Origin of the sequence: Brevundimonas sp., assembly GCF_030704825.1 — a bacterium.
Lineage (GTDB): Bacteria > Pseudomonadota > Alphaproteobacteria > Caulobacterales > Caulobacteraceae > Brevundimonas.
This window is the reverse complement of sequence record NZ_JAUYNX010000001.1, coordinates 94276-108770: the sequence shown is the minus strand read 5'-3', so window position 1 is coordinate 108770 and position 14495 is coordinate 94276. Positions and strand designations below refer to the sequence as shown.

General features: G+C 67.8%; 18 protein-coding genes. 16 read left to right on the top strand and 2 right to left on the bottom strand.

Translation table 11 applies throughout. The features are described from left to right. The first annotated feature begins 164 nt into the window (after nucleotides 1-164). From Q8Q71_RS00585 to ygiD, 3 genes are read left to right on the top strand one after another with little or no spacing between them, the layout of a single operon-like run. Nucleotides 165-1061 carry a M15 family metallopeptidase gene (locus Q8Q71_RS00585; RefSeq protein WP_305757705.1) on the top strand — a complete coding sequence of 299 codons (897 nt, stop codon included), beginning with the start codon at nucleotides 165-167 and terminating at the stop codon, nucleotides 1059-1061. Beyond that, complete coding sequence (locus Q8Q71_RS00580) at nucleotides 1058-1558, top strand: hypothetical protein (RefSeq protein WP_305757704.1); 501 nt, start codon at nucleotides 1058-1060, stop codon at nucleotides 1556-1558. The genes Q8Q71_RS00585 and Q8Q71_RS00580 overlap by 4 nt, the downstream gene beginning before the upstream one ends. Nucleotides 1559-1595: 37 nt before the next feature. Further along, a complete protein-coding gene (gene ygiD / locus Q8Q71_RS00575) occupies nucleotides 1596-2357 on the top strand; it encodes a 4,5-DOPA dioxygenase extradiol (RefSeq protein ID WP_305757703.1) in 762 nt (253 codons plus the stop codon). Here the strand turns inward: ygiD and Q8Q71_RS00570 are convergent. Both Q8Q71_RS00570 and Q8Q71_RS00565 read right to left on the bottom strand, forming a co-directional pair. Beyond that, nucleotides 2348-2749, bottom strand: coding sequence for a DoxX family protein (locus tag Q8Q71_RS00570; protein WP_305757702.1), 402 nt, complete (start codon nucleotides 2747-2749; stop codon nucleotides 2348-2350). The two genes, ygiD and Q8Q71_RS00570, sit on opposite strands and share 10 nt — an antisense overlap. A 64-nt stretch (nucleotides 2750-2813) precedes the next feature. Further along, nucleotides 2814-4373, bottom strand: a complete 1560-nt coding sequence (locus tag Q8Q71_RS00565) for an AMP-binding protein (protein ID WP_305757701.1) — start codon at nucleotides 4371-4373, stop codon at nucleotides 2814-2816. Between the two features lie 170 nt (nucleotides 4374-4543). Here Q8Q71_RS00565 and lipA point away from each other — a divergent pair, with 170 nt between their 5' ends. From lipA to Q8Q71_RS00500, 13 genes are all read left to right on the top strand, one after another. Next, nucleotides 4544-5506: a lipoyl synthase gene (lipA, locus tag Q8Q71_RS00560; RefSeq protein WP_305757700.1), complete on the top strand. Its 963-nt coding sequence runs from the start codon at nucleotides 4544-4546 to the stop codon at nucleotides 5504-5506. A 7-nt stretch (nucleotides 5507-5513) separates the two neighbouring features. Next, on the top strand, nucleotides 5514-5969 hold the full coding sequence (locus tag Q8Q71_RS00555) for a type II toxin-antitoxin system RatA family toxin (RefSeq protein WP_305757699.1): 456 nt from the start codon (nucleotides 5514-5516) through the stop codon (nucleotides 5967-5969). After that, nucleotides 5966-7078: an NAD(P)/FAD-dependent oxidoreductase gene (locus tag Q8Q71_RS00550; RefSeq protein ID WP_305757698.1), complete on the top strand. Its 1113-nt coding sequence runs from the start codon at nucleotides 5966-5968 to the stop codon at nucleotides 7076-7078. The genes Q8Q71_RS00555 and Q8Q71_RS00550 overlap by 4 nt, the downstream gene beginning before the upstream one ends. Then, on the top strand, nucleotides 7071-7601 hold the full coding sequence (locus Q8Q71_RS00545; protein WP_305757697.1) for a GNAT family N-acetyltransferase: 531 nt from the start codon (nucleotides 7071-7073) through the stop codon (nucleotides 7599-7601). Before Q8Q71_RS00550 ends, Q8Q71_RS00545 begins: the two co-directional genes overlap by 8 nt. A 4-nt stretch (nucleotides 7602-7605) precedes the next feature. Continuing rightward, nucleotides 7606-8133, top strand: a complete 528-nt coding sequence (locus tag Q8Q71_RS00540; protein WP_305757696.1) for a GNAT family N-acetyltransferase — start codon at nucleotides 7606-7608, stop codon at nucleotides 8131-8133. Between the two features lie 110 nt (nucleotides 8134-8243). Beyond that, entirely contained in the window at nucleotides 8244-8426 is a 183-nt protein-coding gene (gene rpmF, locus Q8Q71_RS00535; protein WP_284220375.1) for a 50S ribosomal protein L32, read from the top strand. A gap of 110 nt (nucleotides 8427-8536) precedes the next feature. Beyond that, nucleotides 8537-9130, top strand: coding sequence for a hypothetical protein (locus tag Q8Q71_RS00530; protein ID WP_305757695.1), 594 nt, complete (start codon nucleotides 8537-8539; stop codon nucleotides 9128-9130). Between the two features lie 71 nt (nucleotides 9131-9201). After that, on the top strand, nucleotides 9202-10482 hold the full coding sequence (eno, locus tag Q8Q71_RS00525) for a phosphopyruvate hydratase (protein ID WP_305757694.1): 1281 nt from the start codon (nucleotides 9202-9204) through the stop codon (nucleotides 10480-10482). A gap of 414 nt (nucleotides 10483-10896) precedes the next feature. Continuing rightward, complete coding sequence (locus Q8Q71_RS00520) at nucleotides 10897-11214, top strand: septum formation initiator family protein (RefSeq protein ID WP_371315915.1); 318 nt, start codon at nucleotides 10897-10899, stop codon at nucleotides 11212-11214. 113 nt (nucleotides 11215-11327) lie between these two features. After that, nucleotides 11328-12353 (top strand): pyruvate dehydrogenase (acetyl-transferring) E1 component subunit alpha, encoded by a 1026-nt coding sequence (gene pdhA, locus Q8Q71_RS00515; RefSeq protein WP_305757692.1) that lies wholly within the window; start codon nucleotides 11328-11330, stop codon nucleotides 12351-12353. Continuing rightward, nucleotides 12350-12784, top strand: coding sequence for a hypothetical protein (locus tag Q8Q71_RS00510; RefSeq protein ID WP_305757691.1), 435 nt, complete (start codon nucleotides 12350-12352; stop codon nucleotides 12782-12784). Before pdhA ends, Q8Q71_RS00510 begins: the two co-directional genes overlap by 4 nt. After that, on the top strand, nucleotides 12781-14169 hold the full coding sequence (locus Q8Q71_RS00505) for a pyruvate dehydrogenase complex E1 component subunit beta (RefSeq protein ID WP_305757690.1): 1389 nt from the start codon (nucleotides 12781-12783) through the stop codon (nucleotides 14167-14169). The genes Q8Q71_RS00510 and Q8Q71_RS00505 overlap by 4 nt, the downstream gene beginning before the upstream one ends. After that, nucleotides 14166-14492, top strand: coding sequence for a DUF5076 domain-containing protein (locus Q8Q71_RS00500; RefSeq protein WP_305757689.1), 327 nt, complete (start codon nucleotides 14166-14168; stop codon nucleotides 14490-14492). The genes Q8Q71_RS00505 and Q8Q71_RS00500 overlap by 4 nt, the downstream gene beginning before the upstream one ends. The last annotated feature ends 3 nt before the right edge of the window (nucleotides 14493-14495 follow it).

Below are 14495 nucleotides of genomic sequence, written 5' to 3'. Positions count from 1 at the left end.
TTGTCGCCCTTGTCGCCCGGCATTGTCGCGGTTGTCCCGCCCGAATTGTATCGGGTCGATTCCACCCGTCGCGGGGAGTTCTCGCCACCGCCTTTGCGCGCGCCGCGCGAGCCGGCCGGCCAGGGTTCTGGCGCAACGTGAAGGGTCTTGCGGCGGACACAGAGGTGGGCTCAGCTTCCGCGATGCCGACGCGCCTGCTCCTGCTGCTGATCAGCGCCCTCGCGACCGTGCTGGTCGCCGGGCCGGCGAGGGCGCAGACCGAATTCTGCGACCGCCAGATCGAGGACTGGGGCGGTCCGGCGCTCGCCAACGGCATCTCGCTCCATTCGCTGGAATGGGCCCCGTTCGGCTCCTCCGAATGGGGCTGGGAGACCTATGTCCCGCTGATGCAGCAGGAGCTGGGCACCACCTGCGCCGCCAATTCGCCCGTCTTCGCCCGCCGGCTGGCCGATTTCCAGCTGGCGCACCAGCTGCCCTCGACCGGCGTCTTCGATCAGCCCACCTTCCAGACCTTCCGCGGTCTGTGGCAGGAGCGGCGGCCCTTCATCATGGCGCGGGTGCGCGAGGAGCCCTGTCCGGACCCGCCGCCGCTGAACCAGCTCGGCTATCTGGTCGCCGAGGAGGAACACGCCGACCGCCTGACCCGCCTGCTGCGCCGGGACGTTCTGGACGCCTATCGCCGGATGGTGGCGGCCGCCCGGGCCGAGGTTCCCGAGGTCGCCAACGACCCGGAGCTGCTGCAGATCTTCTCCGGCTTCCGCGATCCCGAGGCCGACGCGGCGCGCTGCGCGGCCTCCGGCAATTGCGACGGCGTGCGGCGCGCGGTCTGTTCGCCGCATCGCACCGGGACGGCGGTGGATCTCTATGTCGGCCAGATCGTCGGCCTCGGCGTCGACAACACCTCTCCGCCCAGCCGCCTGCACATGAGCCGGGGCGCGACCTACCGCTGGCTGGTCAGGAACGCCGGGCGGTTCGGCTTCGTCCCCTACGCCTTCGAGCCCTGGCACTGGGAGTGGGTCAGCCCGACGGGCGGCTACGCCGGGCCCCCGCCCGCGCCGTGATCCGGGCCCTGACCGATGGCGAACGCGCCCTGGCGGCCGAGGCCTTCGGCGACGCCCTTGTCCTCGACGCCATCCGCATCCTGCCCGCGCCCCGGCCGTTCGACAGGGCTTTCGTGCCGGGCCGCTGGTTTCGGCGCGACTGGATCGTCTGGCCGCGCCGGACCCTGACGCCCGATATCGCGGCCGCGCCCCTGCGGCTCCAGGCCATGCTGATCCACGAACTGACCCACGTCTGGCAGGCGCAGCAGGGCGTGAACCTGTTGACCGGCAAGATCAGGGCCGGAGACCGGCCGTCGTCCTACGAATACCCCGTGGGCATGGACTGCGACTGGGGCGGGCTGAATATCGAGCAGCAGGCCATGGTGGTCGAGCACCGCTTCCGCCTGTCGCGCGGCCAGCGAACCCCGGCGGATCGGGCCTTCTACGACCGGGTCTGCCCGATCGGACGGCGGACCGTCCCTGACGCCTTGCCGGACAAGCCTGACATCCCACATTAGAAACCATCACTGTTTCTAATGCCTGGAGCAACGACCGATGCGCCAACCCGCGATCTTCTTCGGCCATGGGTCGCCGATGAACGCCCTCGGCGGCCCCCATGCCGACGCGTGGCGCGCGCTCGGCGAGGCCATGGGGAAGCCGAAGGGCGTGCTGATGATTTCGGCTCACTGGGAAACCGCGGGCCTCGCCGTGACGGCCCAGCAGAAGCCGGAAACCATCCATGATTTCGGCGGTTTCCCGGACGAACTTCATGCGATGCGGTATCCCGCGCCGGGGTCACCTGATCTGGCGGCGCGGGTCTCGGACCTGACCGGAGCGACGCCGACGACACAGTGGGGGCTGGATCACGGGACCTGGTCGGTGCTGGCCCACGTCTGGCCCGAGGCCGACGTGCCCGTGGTGCAACTGTCGCTGGACCGCCGCCTCGACGCGCGCGGCCATTTCGACCTGGCCCGGCGGCTCCGGCCGCTGCAGGACGAGGGCGTCGTCATCGCCGGCTCGGGCGACTTCGTGCACAATCTGCGCACCTGGAAGCGGGCCGGCGGCGAGGCCTATGACTGGGCCAGCCGGTTCAATGAGGCGGTCAAGGCGGCGCTGGTGCGTGGCGACGACGAGGCCCTGATCGACTGGGTCGGCCTGGCGGAGGACGCGCAACTCAGCGTGCCGACCGACGAACACTATCTGCCGCTGCTCTACGTCGCCGCCCAGCGCGGGCCGGGCGACGACGTCGGCTTCTTCAACGACGTCATCGAGGGCGGATCGATCTCGATGACGGGCGTGCGGATCGGTCAGGCGTAGGGCTTTTTCCGCATCGCCGCATCGACCGACCACGGGCCCGGGCCGGCGGCCACGAAATACAGGAAGACGAAGCAGTAGAGGGCGATGGTCTCGCCGCCGTTCTGGATCGGCAGGGGCCCCTGGGCGGCGTGGATCATCCAGTAGCCGACGGCGGCGAAGCCGGAAGCCAGAAAGGCGGCCGGCCGCGTGAACAGGCCAATCACCAGCAGGGAGCCGAGAACCAGCTCCAGCGGACCGGACAGACCGGCGAGGCTGAGCCCCGGGGCCGGCAGACCCTCCATGGCGGGGAAGCCCAGCACCTTGGCCACGCCGTGGGAGACAAACAGAAGACCAGCAACGATGCGCAGCACGCTGAGCAGTTGCGGCTGGTAGGCGGAGACTCGATCGAACATGAAACACTCCTCGATTGGGACAGATACACTGCAACAGTCGCAGTTTCAGTTCAATGACAAAGGTTCAGGCGGCCTTCTCCAGCTCGGCCATCTGCTGGATGCGGACATAGTCGGTCTTGCCGGTGCCCAGGACCGGCACCTCGACCACGCGCATGATCTTCTTCGGCACCGCCAGTTCGGGGGCGCCGTGGCTGCGGGCCCATTCGGCCAGGCGGCCGACGTCGGCGTCCCTGCGGTCGGTGACCAGCACCAGCTTCTCGCCCTTGCGGCTGTCGGGGATGGAGACGACCGCGTGCCGCGCGTCCGGCCAGACCGCGCTGGCCAGTCCCTCGACCGCCGTCAGCGACACCATCTCGCCCCCGATCTTGGCGAACCGCTTCACCCGCCCCAGGATCGAGACGTAACCGTCCTTGTCGATATCGACGATATCCCCCGTGTCATGCCACCCCCCCGCCAGCGGCTCGACGCTCAGCGGATCATCCGGGGACAGATAGCCCCGCATGACATTGGGTCCGCGCAGGAACAGCCGCCCGCCGTCGGGAATGCCGTCGACCGGGTCGATGCGCCATTCCATGCCGGGCATCATCTGGCCGACCGTGCCGGGACGGTTACGGTCAGGATGGTTCACCGCCACCACGGGGGCCGCTTCGGTCGCGCCGTAGCCTTCCAGCAGCTTCAGGCCGTGGAAGCGGGTGTTGAACAGGTGATGGGTCTCGGGACGCACCTTTTCGGCCCCGGCGACGACGAACTGCAGGGTGGCGAAGTCGTCCGGCGCGGCGACGCGCGCGTACTGGTTCAGGAAGGTGTCGGTGGCGAACAGGATCGACGCCTTCACGTCAGGCAACAGCTCGACGATCTGTTTGGCGTGCAGCGGCGACGGATACTGGAAGGCCTTCATCCCGTGCAGGATCGGCAGCAGCACTCCGCCCGTCAGGCCGAAGCAGTGGAAGGTCGGCAGGGGATTGAACATCACCCACTCGGGCTTCAGGTCGATGTGCTGGGCCACCTGGCGGCAGTTGGCGACCAGATTCCACTGGCTCAGCACCACCCCCTTGGGCGCGCCGAAACTGCCCGAGGTGAACAGCACCACGCCGGGCGAGGACGGCTCGGTCTTCACCCGGAACCGTTTGGGCATCATTCCGGCCATCAGGCCGTACAGCTTGTCCTGCAGGCCGATGGTCTTGCGTACGTCGTCGAGCCAGACGATCTCGGCCGCCGCGGCCAGGTCGGCCATCAGGTCTTCCAGCTTGGCCTGGGTGACGAAGCGTTTGGCGCACAGGATCTTCTTCACCCCGGCCGCCTTGATGGCCGCCTTGATGTTGCTCTGGCCCGAGGTGAAGTTGAGCATCACCGGCACGCGGCTGTGGGCGTGTAGGCCGTAGTAGGTGACCACCACCCCCATGCTGGACGGCAGCAGGATGCCGACCCGCTCGGCCGGCTCGGTCATGGCGGCGATCTTCCGCCCCAGAACGAAGGCGGCGCGGATCAGACCGGTGTAGGTCAGCGGCTTGCGGTCCTGGTCCTCCAGGATTTCCTTGTCGCCGTACCGTTCGCGGGCCGCGATCAGGCCGTCGAAAATGGTCTGCTCGCCGGCCTTCGCATCCAGGGGTACGCGCAAATCCATCCTCCGTGCGGGCCGCGGTTGGCCCGCGCCCTTGTATGCTGAACGCGCAAACTAGGGCCGCGACGCCCCATTGAAAAGATGCGTTACCCTGCGTGAGCTTTCCGCCGCCTTGCCTTCGCCGCGCGGAAGGACGACATAGCGGCTTCGCCACGCCCGGAGCCCGCGCCGCCTTGGTCACGCTGATCGACACCCTGACGAAGACGCCGGCCGAACTGCGTCACCCCGAAAAGCAGAACCGCCCGGAAACGGCCGTGCTGAAGAAGCCGGACTGGCTCCGCGTCAAGGCGCCGGGATCGGGCCAGTACAACGCCACCCGGGCCATCGTCCGCGAAAAGGGCCTGCACACGGTCTGCGAAGAGGCCGCCTGCCCCAATATCGGCGAGTGCTGGAGCCAGAAGCACGCCACGCTGATGATCATGGGCGACACCTGCACCCGCGCCTGCGCCTTCTGCAACGTCAAGACGGGCCTGCCCCAGCCGCTGGACCCGGAAGAGCCGGCGAAGGTCGGTCTCGCCGTGGCGGAGATGGGGCTGAACCACGTCGTCATCACCAGCGTGGACCGTGACGACGTATCGGACGGCGGCGCGGCCCACTTCGCCGAGGTGGTGCGCCAGATCCGCCTTCAGGCCCCGAACACCACCATCGAGATCCTGACCCCCGACTTCCTGCGCAAGGACGGGGCGGCCGAGGTGATGATCGACGCCACGCCCGACGTCTTCAACCACAACCTCGAGACCGTGCCGCGGCTGTATCTGAAGATCCGGCCCGGGGCCCGCTACTTCCACTCCCTGCGCCTGCTGCAGATGGTCAAGGAGCGCGACCCCAACCAGTTCACCAAGTCCGGCATCATGGTCGGCCTGGGCGAGACCCGCGAGGAGGTCATGCAGGTGATGGACGACATGCGCTCGGCCGGCGTCGACTTCATCACCATCGGCCAGTACCTGCAGCCGACCCGCAAACACGCCGCCATCGACCGCTTCGTCACGCCGGAAGAGTTCAAGGCCTATGAGGCCATCGCCCGCGCCAAGGGCTTCCTGATGGTCTCGTCCTCGCCCCTGACCCGCAGCTCGCACCACGCCGGCGACGATTTCGCCCGGCTGAGGGCGGCGCGTCTGGCGCAGACCGGGCGCTGAGCCGCGCTTGGCCGTCCACCGCGTCACCAAAATCCTGCCCTGGGCGCCGGCCCAGCTGGCCGCGCTGGTCGCCGACGTGCGCGCCTATCCCGAGTTCGTGCCCTGGGTAACCGCCATGCGGACCTGGGCTCCGCGGGAAGAGGCGCCCGGCGTCAGCCTGATCGACGCCGAGGCGGCGGTGGGCTTCTCCTTCCTCAAGGAGCGGTTCTCCACCTGGGTGCGGCATGACCGGAACCGCGACATGGTCGAGGTCGGTCTGATCCGCGGGCCGTTCAGACACCTGAAGAACCGCTGGGAGTTCTTTCCCGATCCGGCGGGAACGCGCGTCGAGTTCTTCATCGATTTCGCCTTCAAGTCCCGCATTCTCGACGCCATGCTGCACGCCAATTTCGACCGGGCGGTCGGACGGCTGATGCATTGTTTCGAGGCGCGGGCGGCGAAGCTGTACGGACCCGGGGGGTGAGCTTCGACTTCGACGCCACGGTGGTAGGCGCCGGCGCGGTCGGCCTGGCCTGCGGTCGGGCGCTGGCGAAACGGGGCCTGTCGGTGCTGGTGCTCGAGAAGGAGCCGCACATCGGCCAGGGCGTGTCGTCGCGCAATTCCGAGGTCATCCACGGCGGCCTCTACTATCCGACCGGCTCGCTGAAGGCGCGATTCTGCGTCGAGGGGCGACGGGCGCTGTATGCCTTCCTCGACGGCCACAAGGTCGACCACCGCAAATGCGGCAAGCTGGTCGTGGCCACGGACGAGACGGAGGTCGGGCGGATCGAGGCCATCTTCACGCAGGCGACGGCCAACGGCGTCGAGGGCCTTGAGCATCTGACCGGCGCCCAGGCCCGCGCCCTCGAGCCCGGCCTGAACGCCCACGCCGCCATCCTCTCGCCAGAGAGCGGCGTCTTTGACAGCCACGGCTACATGCTGGCGCTGGAGGGCGAGATCGAGGCGGGCGGCGGTTCGGTGGTTGTCTCCACGCCGTTCGAACGGGCCGAGCCGCTGCCCGGCGGCGGCTACAGGATCACGGCGGGCGGGGAGGGCGGGGCGACCCTGACCACCCGTCTGCTGGTCACCGCCCCCGGCTTGTCGGCGCAGGCCGTCGCCGCCCGGATCGAGGGCTATCCCACCGACCGCATTCCCGTCGGCCATTTCGGCAAGGGCGTCTATTTCCGCCTGACCGGCAAGGCGCCGTTCGAGAGGCTGATCTATCCGCCGCCCATCCCCGGAGCGCTGGGTACCCACTATCGCAAGGACCTCGGCGGGCAGGCCGTGTTCGGTCCCGACCTCGTCTATGTCGAGACGGAGGACTATTCGATCGACGCCGCCAAGGCCGCCGAATTCGAAGGCTACATCCGCCGGTTCTGGCCCGGCCTGCCCGACGGCGCCCTGACCCCCGACTACGCCGGCATCCGCCCCAAGCTGCACGGGCCGGGCGAGCCGCAGCCGGATTTTCAGCTGCACGGCCGCGAGGTGCATGGCCTCGGCGGCCTGGTCGCCCTGTTCGGCATCGAGAGCCCCGGCCTGACCAGCTCCCTTGCGATCGGCGAGGCGGTCGGCGAAATGCTGGCCCATGACTGAGACGACGATCCGGGACGCGACACCCGCCGACATCCCCGCCCTCCACCGCCTGATCGAGAGCGCCTATCGCGGCGAGGCCTCACGCGCGGGCTGGACCACGGAAGCCGATCTGCTGGACGGCCAGCGTACCGATCCGGAGGATCTGGCCGATATTCTGGCCGACCCGAAACAGGCCCTGCTGACGGCATGGCGCGGCGGGAGTCTGGTCGGATCCGTGCTCATCGCCGACCGGGGGGAAGGGACGGGCTATTTCGGCATGCTGTCGGTCAGCCCGACCCTGCAGGCCGGCGGCCTGGGTCGCCGGCTGGTCGAGGCCGCCCACCGGACGCTGGCCGATCGCTTCAACGCGCGGCGCGTGCGCATCTCCGTCTTCCCGCAGCGCGAGACCCTGATCGCCTGGTACGAACGGCTCGGCTACCGGCTCACGGGCGACACCCTGCCGTTCCCCTATGGCGACCTTCGTTTCGGCCTGCCCAGACGTGACGACCTGTATTTCCTCGTCATGGAACGCGCGCTGGACTGATCCGATGGAGATCCGCACGTCCCGTCTGATCCTGCGCTCCGCCCGGCCGGACGACCTGGAGGCGATGCACGCCGTCCTGTCGGATCCGCGCGCGACCCGCTGGTGGTCGACGCCGCCGCATGAGTCGCTGGACCAGACGGCGGCCTGGCTGGACGGGATGATCGCCAGCGGGCCCGACCATCCGGACTTCGTCGTCGAACTGGAGGGCCGGGTGATCGGCAAGGCCGGGTTCTACGAGATGCCGAACGTCGGCTACATCCTGCATCCCGACTGCTGGGGGCAGGGGCTGGCCGTCGAGGCCGTCGGCGCCGCCGTCGACCATGTCTTCCGGACCCGCGACGTCGAGACCCTGACCGCCGACGTCGACCCGGACAACGCCGCCTCGATTCGGCTGCTGGAGCGGCTCGGCTTCGTCCCTGCGGGCTCGGCCGAGCGTACCTGGAATGTCGGCGGGGTCTGGAAGGACAGTCTGTACTACGCTTTGTCGCGGACGGATTGGACGACGAAGGCTGTGACACAAGCTCCCGCTTGAACTCCGGGCCGGGTTGGGGCATAAGCCCGCCCTCGCAGGCGGCTCTTTCGGGCCGCCGCTGTTGTTTTCGCGCCTCCGCCGGCGCCACCCTTGAGAAGATTGAGACGGACATGGCCGTTCCGAAGCGCAAAGTATCGCCCTCGCGTCGCAACATGCGCCGCTCGCACGACTCGCTGGGCTCCAACCCGCACGTCGAGGACAAGGACACGGGCGAGCTGCGCCGCTCGCACCACATCGACCTGAAGACCGGCACCTACCGCGGCCGCCAGGTCCTGACGCCCAAGGAAGACTAGGTCTTTCGGCGGCCCGGTCGTCGGGCCGAACGAAGCTTTTTGCGGCGCGCGATGACTCGCGCGCCGTTTTCGTGCGTTCTGTCCGGCTGATGCAACGCTGGAGACGTCCCATGATCCGCTTCGCCGCCTTCGGCTCCGTCGCCCTTCTTGCCCTGGCCGCCTGCAATGCACCGCCGCCCGCCGAGCCCGCCCCGCCGGCCGATCCCCCGGCGGCGCCCGGCCCGCCCGTCTCCGCCGCCGACAAGCTGACCGCCGCCGGCTACGGCCCCCTGCGGATCGGCATGACCCTCGCCGAGGTCGAGGCCGCGCTTGGCTCTGACGCCGACCCGGACGCCGTCGGTGGGCCCGAGCCCGAAGTCTGCGACATGTTCCGCCCGGAGCGCGCGCCCGAGGGCATGCTGGTCATGATCCAGAACGGCGTCCTGACCAGCGTCTGGCTGAGCCGGAACACCGTCGTCGAGACCGACCGGGCCCTGAATATCGGAGATGCCGCCGCCGAGGTGAAACGGGTCTATGGCGCGGACGCCGAGGTCATGCCGCACAAATATGCGGCCGCGCCGGCCGAATACATCACCGTCTGGTCGACCGTCGATCATGACAGCCCGGCGGCGCGCGGCCTGAAGTACGAGATCGGTAATGACGGCCGGGTGCAATCCATCGCCGGCGGCGACCCCTCGATCCAGTACGTCGAGGGCTGCGCCTGATCGCTTGCGGTTGGCTTATCGGCGGGGGCTGCGTTAAACCCCGCCGAACTCCCTGACAGCAGAGCGCTCCCATGACCGACATCGCCGACATCGTCGCCCGCCAGATTCTCGACAGCCGGGGCAATCCGACGGTCGAGGTCGACGTGACCCTGGACGACGGCAGCTTCGGCCGCGCCGCCGTGCCCTCGGGCGCCTCGACCGGCGCCCACGAGGCGGTCGAGCTGCGCGACGGCGACAAGGACCTGTGGGGCGGCAAGGGCGTCGGCAAGGCGGTCGACGCCGTCAATGGCGAGATCTTCGACGCCCTCAGCGGCATGGACGCCGAGGACCAGCGCCGCATCGACGAGGCCCTGATCGCGCTCGACGGCACGGAGAACAAGGCCCGTCTGGGCGCCAACGCCATCCTCGGCGTGTCTCTGGCCTGCGCCAAGGCCAGCGCCATTTCCTCGGGTCTGCCGCTGCACCGCTATCTGGGCGGGGTCTCGGCCCGCATCCTGCCGACGCCGATGATGAACATCATCAACGGCGGGGCCCACGCCGATAACCCCATCGACATCCAGGAGTTCATGATCCTGCCGACCGGGGCGGAGAGCTTCTCCGAGGCCCTGCGCATGGGCGCCGAAATCTTCCACGCCCTGAAGAAGCAGCTCAAGGACGCGGGCCACAATACCAATGTCGGCGACGAGGGCGGCTTCGCCCCCAACCTGGCCTCGGCCGAGGAGGCGTTGAGCTTCATCACCCGCGCGGGACAGGCCGCCGGCTATCTGGCCGGCGAGGATTTCCACCTCGGCCTCGACGTCGCGGCCACGGAATTCTTCAAGGACGGCAAATACGTCATGGCGGGGGAGGGCAAGACGCTCGAGGCCGACGCCATGGTCAACTACCTCGCCGATCTGTGCGAACGCTTCCCCATCGTCTCGATCGAGGACGGTTGCGCCGAGGACGATTTCGACGGCTGGAAGCTGCTGACCGACCGGCTGGGCGACCGTTGCCAGATCGTCGGCGACGACCTGTTCGTCACCAATCCGGCCCGACTGGCCGCCGGCATCGGGGAGGGCTTGGCCAACTCCATCCTGGTGAAGGTCAACCAGATCGGGACCTTGTCGGAAACTCTGGACGCCGTGGATATGGCGCATCGCGCCGGCTACACCGCCGTCATGAGCCACCGTTCGGGCGAGACCGAGGATTCGACCATCGCCGATCTGGCCGTCGCCACCAACTGCGGACAGATCAAGACGGGCTCGCTGGCCCGCTCGGACCGGACAGCCAAATACAACCAGCTGCTCCGCATCGAGGAGATGCTGGGCGACCAGGGGGCCTATTTCGGCGACGGCATGCTGCTGAACCGGTAGCGCCGTCGTCCTTGCGTCGACGCGCCGTCTCCACACCGGCGATGGCGGGTTCATCACGAAGGACACAAAGGAAATCACAAAGGACACAACGGGTCCTGAGCGGATGACCGAGCCGGGCTTGCTATCGATGTATGGGAAAGACGTTGGATCGACGCCGGGGCGTCGATCGGATCAAGGCGGCGGATCCGCTTTCTCATGACGTGCGGAAGAGGATGCAGGCCTGGACACATCTCCGGTCCCGTCGTGTCCTTCGTGATTTCCTTTGTGTCCTTTGTGAAGAACCATCCAGCCGCGGGTTCGTGATCGGGTGGCGCCAAATCTTACCGCCAAGCTACGGTTCGTTAGGCATTTTCGGTCAGGATTCGTTGATTGTGAGTCCACGCTCAGAAGGAGCGTCTGTCTGTGTCCGAACGGATGAAGCCGTATTTCCCGTCCGCCATCCTCCTGTTGCTGGTCGTCTACCTGGGCGTTCAGGCCCTGACGGGGGAACGCGGCCTGCTGAGCGGGCGTGAGCGCGACGCCATGATGGTCCGGCGCGAGGCCCAGCTGGCGGGGATCATGGACCAGCGGCGCGATCTCGAGGTTCGCGTCCGCTATCTGCGCACCGACAGCCTGTCCCGCGATTTGCTGGAAGAGCGCGCCCGCGCCGTGCTGGGCTTCGCCGACCCGCGCGACTATGTCATCCGGGTCGCGGCGCCGGCCGCGACCGGGGGACCCGCGCCGGCGGCGTGAACTTTCGTTACATCCCCGCGAGCCGGCTTTGCCTTTCGGGAACGAAGGCTGCTAAAGCCCCTTTCCGTAACGACAAGAGGCCCTGAACGCGGGGCTCAGCCGGGAGATGACGGATGGCGAAAGCCCCCGCCGCGAAGACTGCGTCCAAGACCGCAAAAATCCCCAATACGCCCGCGGCCTCGAAGGAGGACCTGCTGCGCTTCTATCGCGAGATGGTGCTGATCCGCCGTTTCGAGGAGCGCGCGGGCCAGCTGTACGGCATGGGCCTGATCGGGGGGTTCTGCCACCTGTACATCGGCCAGGAAGCCGTCGCCGTGGGCGTTCAGGAGAGCGTGCGGCAGGGTCACGACAAGATCATCACCGGCTACCGCGACCACGGCCACATGCTGGCCGCCGGCATGGATCCGAAAGAGGTCATGGCCGAGCTGACCGGGCGCATCGGCGGCTCGTCCAAGGGCAAGGGCGGGTCGATGCACATGTTCGACACCGCCACGGGCTTCTACGGCGGCCACGGGATCGTGGGCGCCCAGGTGGCGCTGGGCACCGGCCTGGCCTTCAGCGGCCGTTACCGGGGCGATGACTCGGTCGCGTTCATCTATTTCGGCGACGGCGCGGCCAACCAGGGCCAGGTCTATGAGAGCTTCAACATGGCCCAGCTGTGGAAGCTGCCGGCCATCTACATCATCGAGAACAACCAGTACGCCATGGGCACGAGCATCGAGCGCTCGTCGTCCACGACCCAGCTGAGCGAGCGCGGGTCCAGCTTCGGCATCCCCGGCGAACAGGTCGACGGCATGGACGTCCTGGCCGTGCGCGACGCCGTGGCCAAGGCCGTCAAACGCGCCCGCGAGGGCGGCGGCCCCTTCATCCTCGAGATGAAGACCTACCGCTACCGCGGCCATTCCATGAGCGATCCGGCCAAATACCGGGCCAAGGAAGAGGTCGACGAGGTCAAGAAGACCCGTGACCCGATCGACCATGTCAAACTCCTGTTGGAGCAGGCCGGCGCGACCGAGGACGACCTCAAGGCCATCGACGCCGAGATCAAGACCATCGTCGCCGAGGCGGTCCAGTTCGCCCAGGAAAGCCCGGAGCCGGACCCGTCCGAGCTCTACACCGACGTCTATGTGGAGGCGTGACGGTGACGCCCGAGTCCGGATTGAAGTGGAAGGGATTGCCGAGCGGTATGGACCGCTTGTTTTTCCCCTCGATGACTCACTCGGCTGGCCAAGGTGGCTTGCACGTCGTCGTGACAGGGACTGCGTCTGAAGACGGAAGCGACGGAGAGTTCTACTCGGTGGCCTTCGACCGGGTCGAAGCGTTCTGGGCAATTGAGGACCGTTACTATGGTGCTCTCGGCGGCTCAGTTGACACGAAGAGCGTGCTGAATGTGACGGAAGAATCCACCGCCCTGTCACGCGTCGATCCGTTCGCGAGCGAGAAGCTCCAGCATTACGCCTTGCTGGGAGGCTTCATGCAGTACGAAGTGCTCTCGCCAGACGCACCTATCGTTGTGCGACACGAAAACGAAGCTGCCGCGGTAAAGGCGGCTCAAGAGGTTCTTCAATGACCGACATTCTCATGCCGGCGCTGTCGCCCACGATGGAAGAGGGCACGCTCACCAAATGGCACATCAAGGTGGGTGACACGGTGAAAGCCGGGGACGTCATCGCCGAGATCGAGACCGACAAGGCGACCATGGAGGTCGAGGCCGTCGACGAGGGCGAGGTGCTGGAAATTCTCGTGGCCGAGGGCTCCGAGAACGTGAAGGTCAACACGCCGATCGCGCGTCTGACCGGTGAAGACGCGCCTGCTATTTCGAAGACGGATTCCGCTGCGACTCCGACGACCGCGAGTGCGACTCCGGAGACTCAAAAGACCACTTCCGACGCTTCGGGCGAACCCGAGAAGAAGGACGTCACCGCGGTCGGACTGAAGGTCGAACTGCGCGACCCCGACATCCCCGCCGGCGCCAAATTGGTCAAGACCACCATCCGCGACGCCCTGCGCGACGCCATGGCCGAGGAGATGCGCCGCGACGAGGGCGTCTTCCTGATCGGCGAGGAGGTCGCCCAGTACCAGGGCGCCTACAAGGTCAGCCGCGAACTGCTGCAGGAGTTCGGCGACAAGCGCGTGGTCGACACCCCGATCACCGAGCACGGCTTCGCCGGCCTCGGCGTCGGCGCCGCCATGGCGGGGCTGAAGCCGATCGTCGAGTTCATGACCTTCAACTTCGCCATGCAGGCCATCGACCACATCATCAATTCGGCGGCCAAGACCCTCTACATGTCGGGCGGCCAGATCCGCGCGAGCATCGTCTTCCGCGGCCCCAACGGCGCCGCCAGCCGCGTCGGCGCCCAGCACAGCCAGGACTATTCGGCCTGGTACGCCCAGGTGCCCGGCCTGAAGGTCATCGCGCCCTATGACGCCGCCGACGCCAAGGGGCTGATGAAGTCGGCCATCCGCGATCCGAACCCCGTCGTCTTCCTCGAGCACGAGATGATGTACGGGCTGGAGTTCGACGTGCCCGAGGTCGAGGACTGGCTGGTGCCGATCGGCAAGGCGAAGGTTCGCCGCGAGGGGACCGACGTCACCATCACCGCCCACAGCCGCATGGTCGGCTTCGCCCTCCAGGCGGCCGAGAAGCTGGCGGAGGAGGGGATCAGCTGCGAGGTCGTCGATCTGCGCACCCTGCGGCCGCTGGATCACGAGACCATCGTCGAGAGCGTGAAGAAGACCAGCCGTCTGGTTTCGGCCGAGGAAGGCTGGGGTCCCATGGGCGTCGGGGCCGAGGTCGTGGCCCGGGTCATCGAGCACGCCTTCGACTATCTGGATGCGCCGCCGTTGCGGGTGCACCAGGAGGACGTGCCTCTGCCCTACGCCGCCAATCTGGAAGCCCTGTCGCTGCCGGGCGTCGACAAGATCGTCAAGGCGGTGAAGCAGGTGATGGCATGACCGCCCAGGCCTTGCCGATCCCGGAAGAGATTCCCGCCGCCGGCGGCGAGGGCGTCACCGAACTGGCCCGGGTGTGGTGGAACGCGAACCAGCCGGCCATGATGATCCGTCCGGCGCTGCGCGATCCGGAGCTGATGGGAAGCGTTCTGGCCGAACTGGCCTGGCATTTCTCCCGCGCCTACGAGGGCTCCCATGGAATGGACCAGGCGGAGACGCTGAAGGCCATCGTCAAGGGCTGGAGCGACGCCCACGTCCGCGCCACGGGGCTGAAGGCGCCGCCGCTGATGCCGACCGTGACGATCGACAAGACCGGAGAGGCCTGAGGC

What these genes read in the sequence shown, in the direction of transcription:
- ygiD (WP_305757703.1), top strand. Translation starts at nt 1,596, where the DNA reads ATGCGCCAACCCGCGATCTTCTTCGGCCATGGGTCGCCGATGAACGCC.
- Q8Q71_RS00570 (WP_305757702.1), bottom strand. Translation starts at nt 2,749, where the DNA reads ATGTTCGATCGAGTCTCCGCCTACCAGCCGCAACTGCTCAGCGTGCTG.
- Q8Q71_RS00565 (WP_305757701.1), bottom strand. Translation starts at nt 4,373, where the DNA reads ATGGATTTGCGCGTACCCCTGGATGCGAAGGCCGGCGAGCAGACCATT.
- Q8Q71_RS00545 (WP_305757697.1), top strand. Translation starts at nt 7,071, where the DNA reads ATGACTGAGACGACGATCCGGGACGCGACACCCGCCGACATCCCCGCC.
- Q8Q71_RS00540 (WP_305757696.1), top strand. Translation starts at nt 7,606, where the DNA reads ATGGAGATCCGCACGTCCCGTCTGATCCTGCGCTCCGCCCGGCCGGAC.
- rpmF (WP_284220375.1), top strand. Translation starts at nt 8,244, where the DNA reads ATGGCCGTTCCGAAGCGCAAAGTATCGCCCTCGCGTCGCAACATGCGC.
- Q8Q71_RS00530 (WP_305757695.1), top strand. Translation starts at nt 8,537, where the DNA reads ATGATCCGCTTCGCCGCCTTCGGCTCCGTCGCCCTTCTTGCCCTGGCC.
- eno (WP_305757694.1), top strand. Translation starts at nt 9,202, where the DNA reads ATGACCGACATCGCCGACATCGTCGCCCGCCAGATTCTCGACAGCCGG.
- Q8Q71_RS00520 (WP_371315915.1), top strand. Translation starts at nt 10,897, where the DNA reads ATGAAGCCGTATTTCCCGTCCGCCATCCTCCTGTTGCTGGTCGTCTAC.
- pdhA (WP_305757692.1), top strand. Translation starts at nt 11,328, where the DNA reads ATGGCGAAAGCCCCCGCCGCGAAGACTGCGTCCAAGACCGCAAAAATC.
- Q8Q71_RS00505 (WP_305757690.1), top strand. Translation starts at nt 12,781, where the DNA reads ATGACCGACATTCTCATGCCGGCGCTGTCGCCCACGATGGAAGAGGGC.
- Q8Q71_RS00500 (WP_305757689.1), top strand. Translation starts at nt 14,166, where the DNA reads ATGACCGCCCAGGCCTTGCCGATCCCGGAAGAGATTCCCGCCGCCGGC.